Annotated in this window: 13 protein-coding genes; 9 read left to right on the top strand and 4 right to left on the bottom strand. The window is 38.7% G+C overall.

Annotated elements, in window-relative coordinates; translation table 11 throughout:
- The first annotated feature begins 81 nt into the window (after positions 1-81).
- Positions 82-768 (top strand): ribonuclease III, encoded by a 687-nt coding sequence (rnc, locus tag GPZ88_RS01745; protein WP_020917219.1) that lies wholly within the window; start codon positions 82-84, stop codon positions 766-768.
- 151 nt (positions 769-919) lie between these two features.
- Positions 920-4,459: a chromosome segregation protein SMC gene (gene smc, locus GPZ88_RS01740; RefSeq protein WP_166043167.1), complete on the top strand. Its 3,540-nt coding sequence runs from the start codon at positions 920-922 to the stop codon at positions 4,457-4,459.
- A 37-nt stretch (positions 4,460-4,496) separates the two neighbouring features.
- Here the strand turns inward: smc and GPZ88_RS01735 are convergent, their stop codons facing one another.
- Positions 4,497-5,309 (bottom strand): DUF6287 domain-containing protein, encoded by an 813-nt coding sequence (locus GPZ88_RS01735; protein ID WP_206282132.1) that lies wholly within the window; start codon positions 5,307-5,309, stop codon positions 4,497-4,499.
- Between the two features lie 183 nt (positions 5,310-5,492).
- Here GPZ88_RS01735 and GPZ88_RS01730 point away from each other — a divergent pair, with 183 nt between their 5' ends.
- The 4 genes from GPZ88_RS01730 to GPZ88_RS01715 are packed head-to-tail and all read left to right on the top strand — an operon-like array spanning position 5,493 to position 8,627.
- Positions 5,493-6,290 (top strand): Cof-type HAD-IIB family hydrolase, encoded by a 798-nt coding sequence (locus tag GPZ88_RS01730; RefSeq protein WP_166043165.1) that lies wholly within the window; start codon positions 5,493-5,495, stop codon positions 6,288-6,290.
- Positions 6,290-7,111 carry a Cof-type HAD-IIB family hydrolase gene (locus GPZ88_RS01725; protein WP_166043163.1) on the top strand — a complete coding sequence of 274 codons (822 nt, stop codon included), beginning with the start codon at positions 6,290-6,292 and terminating at the stop codon, positions 7,109-7,111. Before GPZ88_RS01730 ends, GPZ88_RS01725 begins: the two co-directional genes overlap by 1 nt.
- Positions 7,112-7,150: 39 nt before the next feature.
- Positions 7,151-8,452 carry a signal recognition particle-docking protein FtsY gene (gene ftsY, locus GPZ88_RS01720; protein ID WP_166043161.1) on the top strand — a complete coding sequence of 434 codons (1,302 nt, stop codon included), beginning with the start codon at positions 7,151-7,153 and terminating at the stop codon, positions 8,450-8,452.
- Positions 8,453-8,456: 4 nt separating this feature from the next.
- On the top strand, positions 8,457-8,627 hold the full coding sequence (locus GPZ88_RS01715; RefSeq protein WP_166043159.1) for a cytochrome O ubiquinol oxidase: 171 nt from the start codon (positions 8,457-8,459) through the stop codon (positions 8,625-8,627).
- Between the two features lie 42 nt (positions 8,628-8,669).
- Here GPZ88_RS01715 and GPZ88_RS01710 read toward each other — a convergent pair whose 3' ends face one another.
- From GPZ88_RS01710 to GPZ88_RS01700, 3 genes are read right to left on the bottom strand one after another with little or no spacing between them, the layout of a single operon-like run.
- Positions 8,670-9,482: a TIGR03943 family putative permease subunit gene (locus tag GPZ88_RS01710; RefSeq protein WP_074564140.1), complete on the bottom strand. Its 813-nt coding sequence runs from the start codon at positions 9,480-9,482 to the stop codon at positions 8,670-8,672.
- Positions 9,479-10,384 carry a permease gene (locus GPZ88_RS01705; RefSeq protein WP_006532750.1) on the bottom strand — a complete coding sequence of 302 codons (906 nt, stop codon included), beginning with the start codon at positions 10,382-10,384 and terminating at the stop codon, positions 9,479-9,481. The genes GPZ88_RS01710 and GPZ88_RS01705 overlap by 4 nt, the downstream gene beginning before the upstream one ends.
- Before the next feature lie 5 nt (positions 10,385-10,389).
- Positions 10,390-10,524: an SPJ_0845 family protein gene (locus tag GPZ88_RS01700; RefSeq protein WP_006532749.1), complete on the bottom strand. Its 135-nt coding sequence runs from the start codon at positions 10,522-10,524 to the stop codon at positions 10,390-10,392.
- A 188-nt stretch (positions 10,525-10,712) separates the two neighbouring features.
- On the opposite strand from GPZ88_RS01700, the gene GPZ88_RS01695 reads away from it, so the two are divergent.
- The 3 genes from GPZ88_RS01695 to GPZ88_RS01685 all read left to right on the top strand — a co-directional run bounded on the left by GPZ88_RS01695 (position 10,713) and on the right by GPZ88_RS01685 (position 13,664).
- Positions 10,713-12,845: a Tex family protein gene (locus tag GPZ88_RS01695; protein WP_166043157.1), complete on the top strand. Its 2,133-nt coding sequence runs from the start codon at positions 10,713-10,715 to the stop codon at positions 12,843-12,845.
- Complete coding sequence (locus tag GPZ88_RS01690; RefSeq protein WP_166043155.1) at positions 12,832-13,275, top strand: SprT family protein; 444 nt, start codon at positions 12,832-12,834, stop codon at positions 13,273-13,275. Before GPZ88_RS01695 ends, GPZ88_RS01690 begins: the two co-directional genes overlap by 14 nt.
- Before the next feature lie 110 nt (positions 13,276-13,385).
- Positions 13,386-13,664 carry a PspC domain-containing protein gene (locus GPZ88_RS01685; protein WP_166043153.1) on the top strand — a complete coding sequence of 93 codons (279 nt, stop codon included), beginning with the start codon at positions 13,386-13,388 and terminating at the stop codon, positions 13,662-13,664.
- Positions 13,665-13,950 lie beyond the last annotated feature (286 nt).

The following is a 13,950-nucleotide window of genomic DNA, read 5'->3' as shown; positions in this document are numbered from 1 at the left end:
AAAATTAATGTTTTAAATAAACTAGTCTGGAAAAGGCTTAATTGATTAAAAATAGACCAATTTTTGAAGGGAGATTTATTTATGCAAGCTTTAGATACAAAACTTCAGCGAGACTTTGGTATCGCATTTGAAGATAAAACATTGCTTGAAACTGCATTTACTCACACATCTTACGCTAATGAACATCGCCTCCTAAACATTTCACACAATGAACGCTTGGAATTTTTAGGAGACGCGGTTCTTCAACTTTTGATTTCTCAGTATTTGTTTAAAAAATATCCGAAGAAACCAGAAGGTGATTTGTCTAAGATGCGTTCTGTTATTGTTCGTGAAGAATCATTAGCAGGTTTTTCACGCTACTGTGGTTTTGATGAATTCATCAAACTTGGTAATGGTGAAGAAAAATCTGGTGGACGAAACCGCGACACTATCTTAGGTGACTTATTTGAAGCTTTTCTTGGTGCCCTTTTGATGGACCAAGGGGTTGAAGCGGTTAATAAATTTTTGAATCAAGTCATGATTCCGCAAGTTGAAAAAGGTAACTTTGAACGTGTCAAAGATTACAAAACAACATTGCAAGAATTATTGCAAGGCCACGGTGATGTCACTATTGACTATCGTGTGTCAAATGAATCTGGTCCTGCACATGCCAAAGTCTTTGAAGTGACTGTGTATGTCAATGACGAAGCTAAAAGTAAAGGAATCGGAAAATCTAAGAAATTAGCTGAGCAAGATGCTGCTAAAAATGCGCTTGCCACTCTTCAATAAGACGTTTGAAAGGAATTCGTAAAGGCAAATGTCCAACCTGCCTAGGTCATATGATACGTGTTTGACGTAGCCTAGAAGACGATAAGAAGGTCTGTTAAGCTCTTCTTAGTTGTTAGCTCGGGAAGGTCTTTGCCTTTTCATCTCTCATTTTATGTATTTAAAAGAAATTGAAATGCAGGGCTTTAAGTCCTTTGCAGACAAGACGACAATTGAATTTGATAAGGGAGTTACAGCCGTTGTAGGTCCAAATGGTTCTGGTAAATCTAACATTACCGAAAGTTTACGTTGGGCACTTGGGGAATCTTCTGCTAAAAATTTACGTGGTGGTAAGATGCCAGATGTGATTTTTGCTGGAGCTGAAAACCGCAAACCATTGAACTATGCTCAAGTTGTTGTTAGCTTAGATAATTCAGATGGCTTTATCAAAGATGCTAAAGAGACAATTCGTGTAGAACGCCATATTTACCGAAATGGCGATAGCGAGTACTTGATTGATGGTCGCAAGGTGCGTTTGCGTGATATTCATGATTTATTTATGGATACAGGTCTTGGTCGTGATTCTTTCTCAGTCATTTCGCAAGGTCGCGTTGAAGAGATTTTCAACAGTAAACCAGAAGAACGTCGTGCGATTTTTGAAGAAGCTGCAGGTGTTTTAAAATACAAGACACGTAAAAAAGAAACACAAACTAAGCTCAATCAAACCCAAGATAACTTGGACCGCCTTGATGACATTATCTACGAACTGGAAGCTCAAGTGAAACCTTTGGAGCGCCAAGCACAAGTTGCTAAGGAGTTTATTGGTTTGGAAGATGAGCGCAAGCAACTTCACTTGAATGTCTTGGTAGAAGATATTCAAACTGACAAAGCGCGTTTGGATAGCTTAAAAGAAGATTTGGCTAGCATCAAGTCAGACTTGTCAGCTTATTATGAACAGCGCCAGCAATTTGAAAAACAAAATCAAGCCTTAAAAGCTAAACGTCACCAATTGTCTGAAGAAATGGCGACAAAACAAGCTGGCTTGGTGGATATTACAAAAGCTATTTCTGACCTTGAACGCCAAATGGATTTGATTGCCTTAGAATCAAGCCAAAAAGAAGAGAAAAAACAAGCGGCTACTAGCCAATTGGCTGAGCTTAAGGCTAGTCAGGAGAGCTTGCGAGAAGAATTAGCACAAAAAAAAAATCAGCTCGCAAAATTAGATGACGAATTGACCGAAACTACAGCAAGAATTCAAAAATTACAAGCTGAATTGGATCGCTTTTCAACTGACCCAGATCAAGTCATTGAAAAATTACGTGAAGAATTTGTTAGCTTGATGCAAGAAGAAGCTGATTTGTCTAACAAGTTAACCATGACACAAGCTGATATTGATAATCAAAAACAATTATCAGAATCAAAATCTGAAGAATTAGCACAGACACAGGCTAACTTGGAAGCGTTAAAAACGGATGCTAAAGATGCTCTTGAAAGCTTTGAAGCCGCACGCAAACAAGTTAAAGAGCTTCTAGACGCTTATCAGGAGTTATTTGTTAAGACAAGTCAACTTGAAAAGGATTATCAAGCTGAGCAGACAAAAATGTTTGACCAATTAGATGTCATTAAATCTAAGCAAGCTCGTAAGTCTAGTCTTGAATCTATCCTTAGAAACCACAGTAATTTCTACGCAGGTGTCAAATCTGTCTTGCAAGCTTCTAGCCAACTTGGTGGCATCATTGGTGCTGTGAGTGAGCATTTAAGCTTTGACCGTAAATATCAAACGGCCCTTGAAATCGCTCTTGGCGGCTCAAGCCAACATGTGATTGTTGAAGATGAGGCAGCTGCTAAACGCTCAATTGCTTTCTTGAAGAAAAATCGTCAAGGACGTGCCACTTTCTTGCCACTGACGACTATCAAAGCGCGTCATTTATCACAACAAAATCAAGCTATTTTGTCTTCTAGTCAAGGCTTCCTTGGTGTGGCAAGCGACTTGGTATCATTTGATAAACGCTTGGACAATATTTTCCAAAACCTTCTTGGTGTGACAGCTGTTTTTGATACGGTTGATAATGCTAATAAAGCTGCGCGTGCGTTGCATTATCAAGTGCGTTTGGTAGCTTTGGATGGTACTGAGATTCGCCCTGGTGGGTCATTCTCAGGTGGTGCTAATCGTCAAAATAACACCACATTTATCAAACCAGAATTAGACAATCTTGTGGCTGAATTAAATGACCTTCAAGAAAAACAAGTCGCACAAGAAAAATTGGTTCAAAATCTTCACGAAACCTTACTAGCTAACAAAGAAGAATTAGCTAGCTTGAAAGCTCAAGGTGAAGAAGCTCGTTTTGCGGAACAAAAAGCTGAATTGGAATACCAACAATTGGCTGAACGCTTGAACGATGTTAAGCAACTTTGCAAACAACTTCAAGAAAGTGAGACTGATAGTAGTTCAAATGATTTGGAATCTCAAAAAGCTCACTTTGAAGCTGAGTTAACAAAAGTTGCTGAACGTAAGCAAGAGTTGACAAGCCAGATTGACCAAATCAAAGAAAATAAAAATGCCATTACGCAAAAAGTTGAACAACTTCGTCAAGACTTGTCACAAGCAAAACTTCAAGAGCGTGAACTTCTCAGCGAACGCAAATTTGAATCTGCCAACAAAACACGTCTTGATATCAGTTTAGCCGAAAATAAAACAGAAATGGCAAAATGTGAAGATTTACTTGCCTTTCATGCGAGTGATCAAGAAATTGAAAACTTGCCACTTCTGAAAAAACAACATGACGAAGCTGTGACAAGAAAAGCAAGCGAAGAAGAACGTTTGGTTAGCCTTCGTTTTGAACTGGAAGATTGTGAAGCTAATCTTGAAGAACTCGAAGAACAAGTTGCCAAAGAAAATCAAAAAAATGAAGAATTAATCCGCAAACAAGTCCAAGTTGAAGCCCAAGTTGCTCAAGTCTCAGAACGTTTGCGTGGCTTCACACATGATTTGACAGAAGATTATCACATGACCTTGGCTGAAGCCAAAGAAGCTAGTCAGGTTGTGGAAGATATGGCTATTGCTCGCGAACGCCTGCAAGATTTGCGCCGCCGTATCAAGGCATTAGGTCCAATCAACTTGGATGCTATTGCTCAATACGATGAAGTCAATAATCGTTTGACTTTCTTAAATGGTCAAAAAGAAGATTTGGTTCATTCTAAGAATCTTCTACTTGATACCATTAACGAGATGGATGATGAAGTGAAATCACGCTTCCAAGTGACATTCAACGCTATTCGAGAATCCTTCAAGCAAACCTTCACGCAAATGTTTGGTGGTGGTTCTGCTGATTTGTCATTGACAGAAGGTGACTTGCTGACAGCAGGAGTTGAGATTTCTGTCCAACCACCAGGTAAGAAAATTCAATCGTTGAATTTGATGTCAGGTGGGGAAAAAGCTCTATCAGCTTTAGCTTTGCTATTTGCCATTATTCGTGTTAAAACCATCCCATTTGTTATTCTTGATGAGGTGGAAGCAGCGCTTGATGAGGCAAATGTCAAACGCTTTGGTGACTACCTCAATCGCTTTGATAAATCAAGTCAGTTCATTGTTGTCACTCACCGTAAGGGAACAATGGCAGCAGCTGACAGCATTTACGGAGTAACTATGCAAGAATCAGGAATTTCACGCATCGTATCAGTTAAGCTGAAAGATGCTGAAAATCTTGTGGAATAATCATTAAAAGCCTAGCAATAGCTGGGCTTTTTGTTTGTTATTCTTCAGTTGTCACATCATTTTGAGCATTTTCGTGTGTGTCAGAAGCTTGTTCATCTGTTGTAGTTTCGTCATTTTGCAAGTTTTGATTAGTGTTTTCTTCTGGCGTTTCTGCTGACTTAGATTCGGTTTGTGAGACTTTGCTGTAGTTGTTAGAAACTTTGTAAAAGACGCTGTTTACGAATTGTTGTGTTGATTCGTAGTCGAAACGGCTGAGTTGTGTGGCAAAAAGACGATCACGCCCATAGTCTGATGGGTCAGAGTCAGTGATATCAAAATGCCAATTTGGAATTTGATTACCAGCAGCATAGTAGTACAAGATGAAACCACCACCTCTTTGAGAAGAGACTTGAGAAACCGCTTCGCCTTTATCATCGTAAGCGAGAGCTGACAAAGTTAATCTACCATTTTCTGAGACAATGCCCTCTGGAGAAAATTCGAAAGTAAAGCCGTTAGCATCCTGCCAAGTTCCAGCAAGACTTGAAAAATCGCCCTGAGCTAGCGCAGCAAAGTCAAAGTGACTAGCTTCTTTGCTAACTTGTCTAGAATCAACGATATTTTTCCCGTCTTTGACTAAATTGTTCGTAATCTTTTTTTCATTTGGCAGTTGAAATAAATCATGGCGCTTGTCAACTTCTTTTTTCTTAGCAGAAGATGAAGTGCTCTTGCCCTTAGTGCTGCGGTGAAGGTGAGTAGTTGTAGCACTTGTTTGCTTGTGTTGCGAATGCTGATTGAGAGCCAAAGCTCCTCCACACACAGTCAGTACCAATAAGCCAGAAATCCAGAAAGCGCGATTTGTTTTTTTCATCATCGTTTACCCCTTTAAATATTCTTCTAAATAATCTATTCGAAAAAAATTTTTAAAACTTAGTTTTTTTCAAAAAAAATTTAAAAAAATTTTTGCTAGCGACAAGTCGAAAAGAATAGATTATTAGCAGGAAAAAGTTAGCGTTTTTTGCTAGAATAGAATTATGTAATATTGAGGGAGAGAAAAATGGTAAAACTTGTAGCGACAGATATGGATGGCACTTTCTTGACTAGTAAAGGTTATTACGATAATCAACGCCTCCATAATGTCCTCGAAAAATTTGAAAAGAACGATATGTTATTTGTGGCAGCTAGTGGGCGTTCAATGCTTGCTTTGGAAAAAATGTTTGCGCCACATGCTGATAAAATGGCTTTTATTGCTGAAAATGGAACACTTGTTAAAGTTGGTGAAAAGACAGTCTTTGAATCTGGCTTAACGAAACCACAATTTTTAGAGATTACTGATACCTTAATTGAAAGTCCTTATATGACTGGTTATGATTTTTTACTATCTGGTGAAAAAGGTGCTTATTTGCATCCTAAAGCCAGTGATGAATACCTTGAATTTATCAGTCATTACTATGAAAATGTGCAACGTGTTGACAATCTAGCAAATGTTACTGACAATATCTTGAAAGTGACAGCTAACTTTGCAGAAGATACGGTTCGAAAAGGTGAAGCTTGGTTCAACCAGCGCATTGATTTTGTTAAAGCAGTAACAACAGGTTTTAAATCAATCGACATCATTCTTTCTGATGTCAACAAAAGAACAGGTCTTGAGGCACTTTGTGACTCTTATGGTTTATCAGCTGCTGAAGTTGTCGCATTTGGAGATAACCTCAATGACTATGAAATGCTTGAATTTGCTGGAAGAGCAGTTGCAACCCAAAATGCTCGTCAAGAAATCAAGGAGATTTCTAGTGAAATTATCGGACATTGTGACGAAGAGTCTGTGATGACTTATATGGAAGGATTAGTTGATTAATGGCAGATATCAAGTTATTAGCCTTGGACCTAGACGGCACACTCTTTAACAGCCAAAAAGTTGTCACACGAGAAAATAAATTAGCTCTTAGAGCCGCGCGTGATATGGGCGTCAAAGTGGTTATCACGACAGGACGACCACTAAAAGCTATCAGTGGTTTGCTTGAAGAATTAGACTTAATTTCTGATGAGGACTATCTGATTACTTTTAATGGTGGCTTGGTTCAAAAGACAAATGGGGAGATTTTGGATAAAAGTGAGTTGACTCGCTCACAGTTAAAACTCTTGTATAATCATCTAGAGCCCTTAGCTCTACCATTTGATGTGCTTAGTGATGGTATTGTCTACAGTCTTGCTTGTCGTGGCAATGTTTCGCATTACCCGCAGGCAAATCCAACCCTTGACTTTGTAACGGTTGATAGCTTTGCTGATATTCCTGAAAATGTGATTTACAACAAGGTGGTTAGTGTCACAAAACCAGAATTTTTGGACCAACAACTCTTAAAATTACCAAAAGAGTTACATCAACATTTTGAAATTTTTAAATCACGTGATATTATAGTAGAAATGATGCCTAAAGGTGTTCATAAAGCTGCTGGATTAAATCAATTGGTAAGACACCTAGGCTTATCATCAGAAAATGTCATGGCTATGGGTGATGAAGAAAACGACCTTTCCATGTTAAAATGGGCTGGGTTAGGTGTTGCTATGGCAAATGGTGTTGCAATCGCAAAAGAAACAGCAGATGTTGTGACAAGTCGTACCAATGATGAGTCTGGCGTCGCAGAAGCTGTTAAAAAATACATTTTAGAAGCTAAGTAGAAAGGATAAGAGGACAGTATGTTCTCTTGGTAGCTTAATATGGGATTATTTGATCGTTTATTTGGAAAGAAAAAGGATACAAAAGAGCAGATTGAAGGACAAGAAACTGCTCAGGCACTTGAAGAAACTTCTGCTGATGAGAGTAAAGAAGTAGCAGAACCAGCTGCCGTTCAAGCTCAAGCAGAAGACGTGATTGAAAGTGAAGTAACTCCAGTTTCTGAAGAAGCTAGCCAGCTAGAAGAAACTAAGGAAGCAGCTGAAGCTGATTTTTCAGGAGTCATGGCAGATTATTATGCTAAAAAAGAAGCAGCCAAAGAGGCTTTAGACCGTGGTGAAACAGTTGAATTTGAAGCTGTTGAAACAAAAAAAGAAGACGTAAAAGAAGAGTCAGTAGAGCCAGTTAATGCACCTGTTGAGACTGAAGAAGAAAAATACAATCGCAGTCTTAAAAAGACACGCACAGGATTTAGCGCACGTTTGAATGCCTTTCTAGCGAATTTCCGTCGTGTGGATGAAGATTTCTTTGAAGAATTAGAAGAAATGCTTATCTTGTCCGATGTCGGTGTTAATGTGGCTACACAATTGACAGAAGACTTGCGTTATGAAGCTAAGCTTGAAAACGCTAAGAAAGCTGATGATTTGAAACGTGTCATCATTGAAAAATTGGTTGAAATCTATGAAAAAGATGGTGTCTTTAACGAACAAATCAATTTTCAAGATGGTTTGACTGTTATGCTCTTTGTCGGAGTCAACGGAGTTGGTAAAACAACATCAATCGGTAAGCTTGCTTATAAATACAAAAATGAAGGCAAGAAAGTCATGCTTGTTGCGGCTGATACTTTCCGTGCTGGTGCCGTTGCTCAGCTTGCTGAATGGGGACGACGTGTTGATGTCCCAGTTGTGATGGGACCAGAAAAAGCAGACCCAGCTTCAGTGGTCTTTGATGGTATGGAAAGAGCTGTCGCTGAAAATGTTGACGTTCTGTTGATTGATACTGCAGGTCGTTTGCAAAACAAAGATAATTTGATGGCAGAGCTTGAAAAAATTGGTCGAATCATTAAGCGCGTGGTACCAGATGCTCCGCACGAAACCCTTCTTGCCCTTGATGCCTCAACAGGTCAAAATGCTCTTAGCCAAGCAAAAGAATTCTCAAAAATCACACCATTAACAGGACTCATCTTGACTAAAATCGATGGAACTGCCAAAGGTGGTGTTGTTCTAGCTATCCGCCAAGAACTTGATATCCCAGTTAAATTCATTGGATTTGGTGAAAAGATTGATGATATCGGTGAATTTGACTCTGAAGACTTTATCCGTGGTCTCCTAGAAGGGATTATTTAAGGAAATGCTTGATTTCGTAAAAGCACATTTATCGACAATTCTCTTGACCTCATCGACGCTTGTCTTAACGCTGATTTATCTTGCAGAAGCTAAGTGGCAAATCATGATGGTTTGGGGAATCTTTACCTTGTTTAACATAGTTAGACTAGCTTTTGCTTATAAGAAAAATAACTAAAAAATACCCACCAGTTTATTAGGCTGGTGGGCGTTTTATTATCTAAAAGACGCGATAAACGTAAGGATTATCAGGGGCATCTGTTTCTTTAATCTTAGAAATGTGTAGAACTGGTAAGTTTTGTTCCAAAGTCTTATCGTACTCAAGACTAATAGTACCAGTTGCCGTAATCCATGTGTTGTTAGGATAGCTAGTAGCATTGCCAGTTGTTAAAAGCCCGTAGACACCTGAATCGGCAATACAGTGAATGATACCAAAACGGAAAAGGAATTGATAACCATCGTGACCTGGTTCATTGTAGACAAAGCCAGTATAAGTGATATTACGTCCAGAAAATTCATCAGGATAAAGGTAGATGAGCTCCATGATTTCCATGTAATTATCGGTTGTAATGGTCAAATCACCAGAACCTTTGTATTTTTTCATTTCTTTTCGCATTTCCTTATCGTAAGCCGCAGAAGTGAAATAAAGGCTGGTATCTGGTTTTAGGTATTGGACACGTGTGCCATCTTCGCTGACTGTTCCAGTTGACCCTGCAGCAAGCGGGAAGTGGTACCCCTTGGCAGAGACCGTTGTAGAATCTAAGGTTACTGTTGGAACTAAAAGTCCGATAAGTACTGGAATAACCAGAATCATTGGACTGGTGATTTTCGCCAATTTTCCATGCAAATGGCTGTGCATTTTCAAATCTTTAACCCAGATAACTAATTGTACGATAGCTAGAACAAATGACAGCACCATGGAAATATATGCTAGGTAAGCGTAGTGGTTATTGATGTACTGATTTAATTTTCCAGAAATTTGTAAGTACATGGTTAATTCAAAATAACCAGCAAGAATTAAAAATCGAATCATCCAATCACCCCCACAAGTAGACAGTAAAGGATAATCATCCCAGCAGAAACGCTAATAAATTGCACGATAAAACGTTTCTTAAAGGAATTGAGCATCATCATGAGATTTTTGATATCCACCATTGGACCAATCAAAAGAAAGGCAAGGACTGGTGCAGTCCCAAAACTTGAGAGAAGTGAAGCACCTATAAAGGCGTCGGCTTCACTACAAAGTGACAAGATGAAGGCTAACAGCATCATCACTAGAATGGCTGTTAAGGCATTTCCACCGATTTTGGTTAGGATATGGGTTGGCAAATAAATCTGCATAGCCGAAGCTACCAAAGACCCAAAGACCAGATAACGCCCAGTGTCGAATAATTCATCGATAGCATGTGCTAAAACGAGGAAAATCTTGCGATACCAAGGTTCACCAGAGTAATTGTGAAAATGACAAGGCGCCATATCTTCTTTTAAAATATTGTCATCAACCACAAAACCAAGCATAATTCCAAGCGTGATAGCAACAACAACAGCACCAAGAAGTCGCAACCACAAGAAGCGCCAGCTATTTCCAAAGGCTGAGTATGTTGCAAAAAGCACGATAGGGTTGATAATCGGTGCTGTGGCTAGAAAGGGAACAGCAGTGTAGCTAGGAACTTTTTTCTCTAGAAAGCGCGTGATGATAGGAATAATCCCACATTCACAGGAAGGGAAAATAAAACCAACGAAGGTTCCAAAGAGAATTCGTAGGAATTTATTTTTAGGGAGGTAACGTTGCACCAAATCAGGTGTCACGTAAACCTCGATAAAACCAGATAAAATCGTTCCAAGCAAAACAAAAGGCAAGGCCTCAATGATAATTGAGATAAAAATCGCAAACCATTGTAAGACACTTGCTGGTAAGTGATTAAAAATGTCCATAAAACTTAATGAGTCGCTTTCTTATCGTTTTTATCCTTACTTTCCTTTTCTTTTTCAGGGTCACTAGAGACTTTTGGAAAACTTGCAAAGTTTGCAAACATTGATTCTAAATCGTCCTGACGTTTGTGAGTGATTGCCATAAGATGGACACCTCTTTTCTAAATATAGTCACCAGTTATTATACTATCATTTGAAAAAATCAGCAAAAGCTAAGCGGATATTTATAAGATAGAATTTGATAAAATTCGGTAAAAGTTAAGTTGAAAATCATCAAAAGAATCAGTAAAAATCCCAGCTTTAAGAGTTTTTTTGATATAATAGAAAGGCTATGAAAAATGAAAATATACATAAAATTGCTCAAGAATTAACAATTAAAGAGAACCAAATTGCCAAAGTTCTCGAGTTGACAAGCGAAGGAAATACCATTCCTTTCATCGCTCGTTATCGTAAAGAAATGACTGGTAATTTGGATGAAGTTCAAATTAAGGCTATCATTGATTTGGATAAAAGCATGACAGCTTTAGCTGAACGCAAAGCAACGGTATTAAGTAAAATTGAAGAACAAGGAAAATTAACAGCTGAGCTCAAAAAAGCAATTGAGGCAGCTGAAAAATTGGCTGACGTTGAAGAACTTTACCTTCCTTACAAAGAAAAACGTCGTACTAAAGCAACCATTGCCAGAGAAGCAGGGCTATTTCCCCTAGCACGCCTGATTTTGCAAAATAAAGCTTCGCTTGAAAAAGAAGCTCAAGCTTTTATTTGTGATGGGTTTGAAACAGCTGATAAAGCTATCGCAGGAGCTTGTGAAATCTTGATTGAATCTTTCTCAGAAGACAATCGCCTTCGCTCATGGGTTTACAATGAAATCTGGTCATATAGTTCTGTTGTTTCGAGCGTTAAAGATGAAACTGCTGATGATAAAAAAACGTTCCAAATCTATTATGATTTCTCAGAAAAAGTTTCTAAAATGCAAGGCTACCGCATTTTAGCTCTTAATCGTGGTGAAAAATTAGGCATTTTAAAAGTTGGTTTTGACCATAATACTGATAAAATGATTCGCTTCATGGCTTCACGTTTTAAAAATAGAAATGCTTATATCGACGATGTCATCTCAAAAACTATTAAGAAAAAAATCGTTCCTGCTATGGAACGCCGTATTCACAGTGAATTGACAGAAAGTGCTGAAGATGGGGCTATCGAGCTCTTCTCAGAAAATCTTCGCAACTTGCTTTTAGTATCACCGTTAAAAGGTAAGATGGTTCTTGGTTTTGACCCTGCCTTTCGTACAGGAGCCAAGCTAGCCGTGGTTGACCAAACGGGTAAACTCATGACAACACAAGTGATTTACCCAGTTGCACCTGCTAGCCAAGCCAAAATCGAACAGTCTAAAAAAGATTTAGCTGAGCTCATTTCTAGCTATGGCATTGAAATTATCGCTATCGGAAATGGAACAGCTAGTCGTGAAAGTGAAGCATTCGTAGCGCAAGTCTTGAAAGATTTTCCAGACGTTTCTTATGTTATTGTCAATGAAAGCGGAGCTTCTGTTTACTCTGCTTCTGAGCTTGCTCGTCATGAGTTCCCAGACTTGACGGTTGAAAAACGTTCTGCCATTTCTATTGCTCGTCGTCTTCAAGACCCTTTGGCAGAATTGGTTAAAATCGATCCAAAATCAATTGGTGTCGGCCAATACCAGCACGATGTAAGCCAGAAAAAATTGGCTGAAAACCTAGATTTCGTTGTTGATACCGTGGTTAACCAAGTCGGAGTGAATATTAACACAGCAAGTCCAGCACTCTTGTCACATGTATCAGGACTAAATAAAACTATTTCAGAAAATATCGTTAAATACCGTGATGAACACGGTCGTATCACTTCTCGTGAAGAAATCAAGAAAGTGCCACGTTTGGGAGCTAAAGCTTTTGAACAAGCAGCAGGTTTCTTACGCATTCCAGGTGCTGAAAACATTCTTGATAATACAGGTGTTCACCCTGAGTCATATAAAGCCGTTGAACGCTTGCTGAAAGAACTTGATATCACTGATTTGGATGATTCTGCTAAGGCAAAACTTCAAGCAGTGTCTGTAAAAGATATGGCTGAAACAATCAGCCTAGGTCAAGAAACGCTGAAAGATATTATTGCTGATCTCTTAAAACCAGGTCGTGATTTGCGTGATGATTTTGAAGCACCTGTCCTTCGCCAAGATGTGCTTGATATTTCTGACCTTGAAATCGGACAAAAATTAGAAGGGACTGTTCGAAATGTGGTCGATTTTGGTGCCTTTGTTGATATCGGTCTTCACGATGATGGCTTGATTCACATTTCACAAATGAGCAAATCTTTTGTCAAACATCCTAGCCAAGTGGTTTCTGTTGGTGATGTGGTCACAGTGTGGGTTTCAAAAATCGATAAAGAGCGTGGCAAAATTAACCTTTCTTTGGTAGATTTACGTGAACTTAACTAATTACGTCAGAGAAGTTTCACAAGAAGATTTTGGAAAAGCCTTCCGACATACAGCTATCTGGAACACTCGTCTCAGGACAACTGGCGGACGCTTTTTCCCAGCTGATGGGCATCTAGATTTTAATCCAAAAATCCTTGAGGTGTTTGGACTGGATACCTTTCGAAAGATTGTTCGTCATGAGCTTTGCCATTATCATCTTTATTTTGAAGGAAAAGGTTACAAACACGCTGACGCAGATTTTAAAGAATTACTTCAAAAGGTTGATGGGCTTCGCTACGCCCCTGCGATAGCAAGTGAGAAGCATTATCATTACTATCGTTGTCAAAAGTGCGGGCAAGAGTATCGTAGAAAACGCCGTGTCAATACCAAAAAATACCGTTGCGGCCGCTGTCATGGCAAACTCTTAGAAATCAAAAGTCTAGAAACTTAGAGAACTATCAGAAACAGACTTTCTAATTATAAAATCAGTCGTAAGGCTGATTTTATTTGTAAAGTAATTAGGTATAATCATTATAGTGAGAAAAGAAGGAAGGGATAAAGATGAAATCAGCTCTTTATAAACAGCGAAAGAATAAACTGGTTTGTGGTGTTTGCGCCGGAATTGCTGATAAGTTTGGCTGGGACTTGCCTTTGACACGTGTCCTAGCAGCATTGCTAATGTACTTTTATGGCTTTGGCATTTTGCTTTACATCCTCTTAGCAATTTTTCTTCCTTACAAAGAAGATCTCGATCGTGACAACTATGGTACGGGGCCACGTCGAAGAAAGGATGCTGAAGTTGTCGACGATGATGACGACAATGACGGCTGGTTCTGGTAATCACTGACAAATAGAGTTTTTAATGTTGCAATCAAAAATGTCTAGATAAGTATAACAGGAACTTATCCTAGTCTATGAAACAAGAAAAGGTTTGGGAAAAGTCTCAAGCCTTTTTACGTGTACTTGGAAAAGCTAATAATTAATTTTCAAAAGCTTGCGTGAGCGCTTACTTTTTAGGCTGATTGTGATATAATAATGAAAAAAGAGGAAAAGGATTGAACAGAATTGTTACTTTAGTGAAAATGGACTTGTTATAAGAAAAGCCTATTTTTATCGTTTTCAATTC

Source organism: Streptococcus ruminicola (genome assembly GCF_011387195.1).
GTDB lineage: Bacteria > Bacillota > Bacilli > Lactobacillales > Streptococcaceae > Streptococcus > Streptococcus ruminicola.
This window is presented reverse-complemented; position numbering and strand designations above follow the sequence as displayed.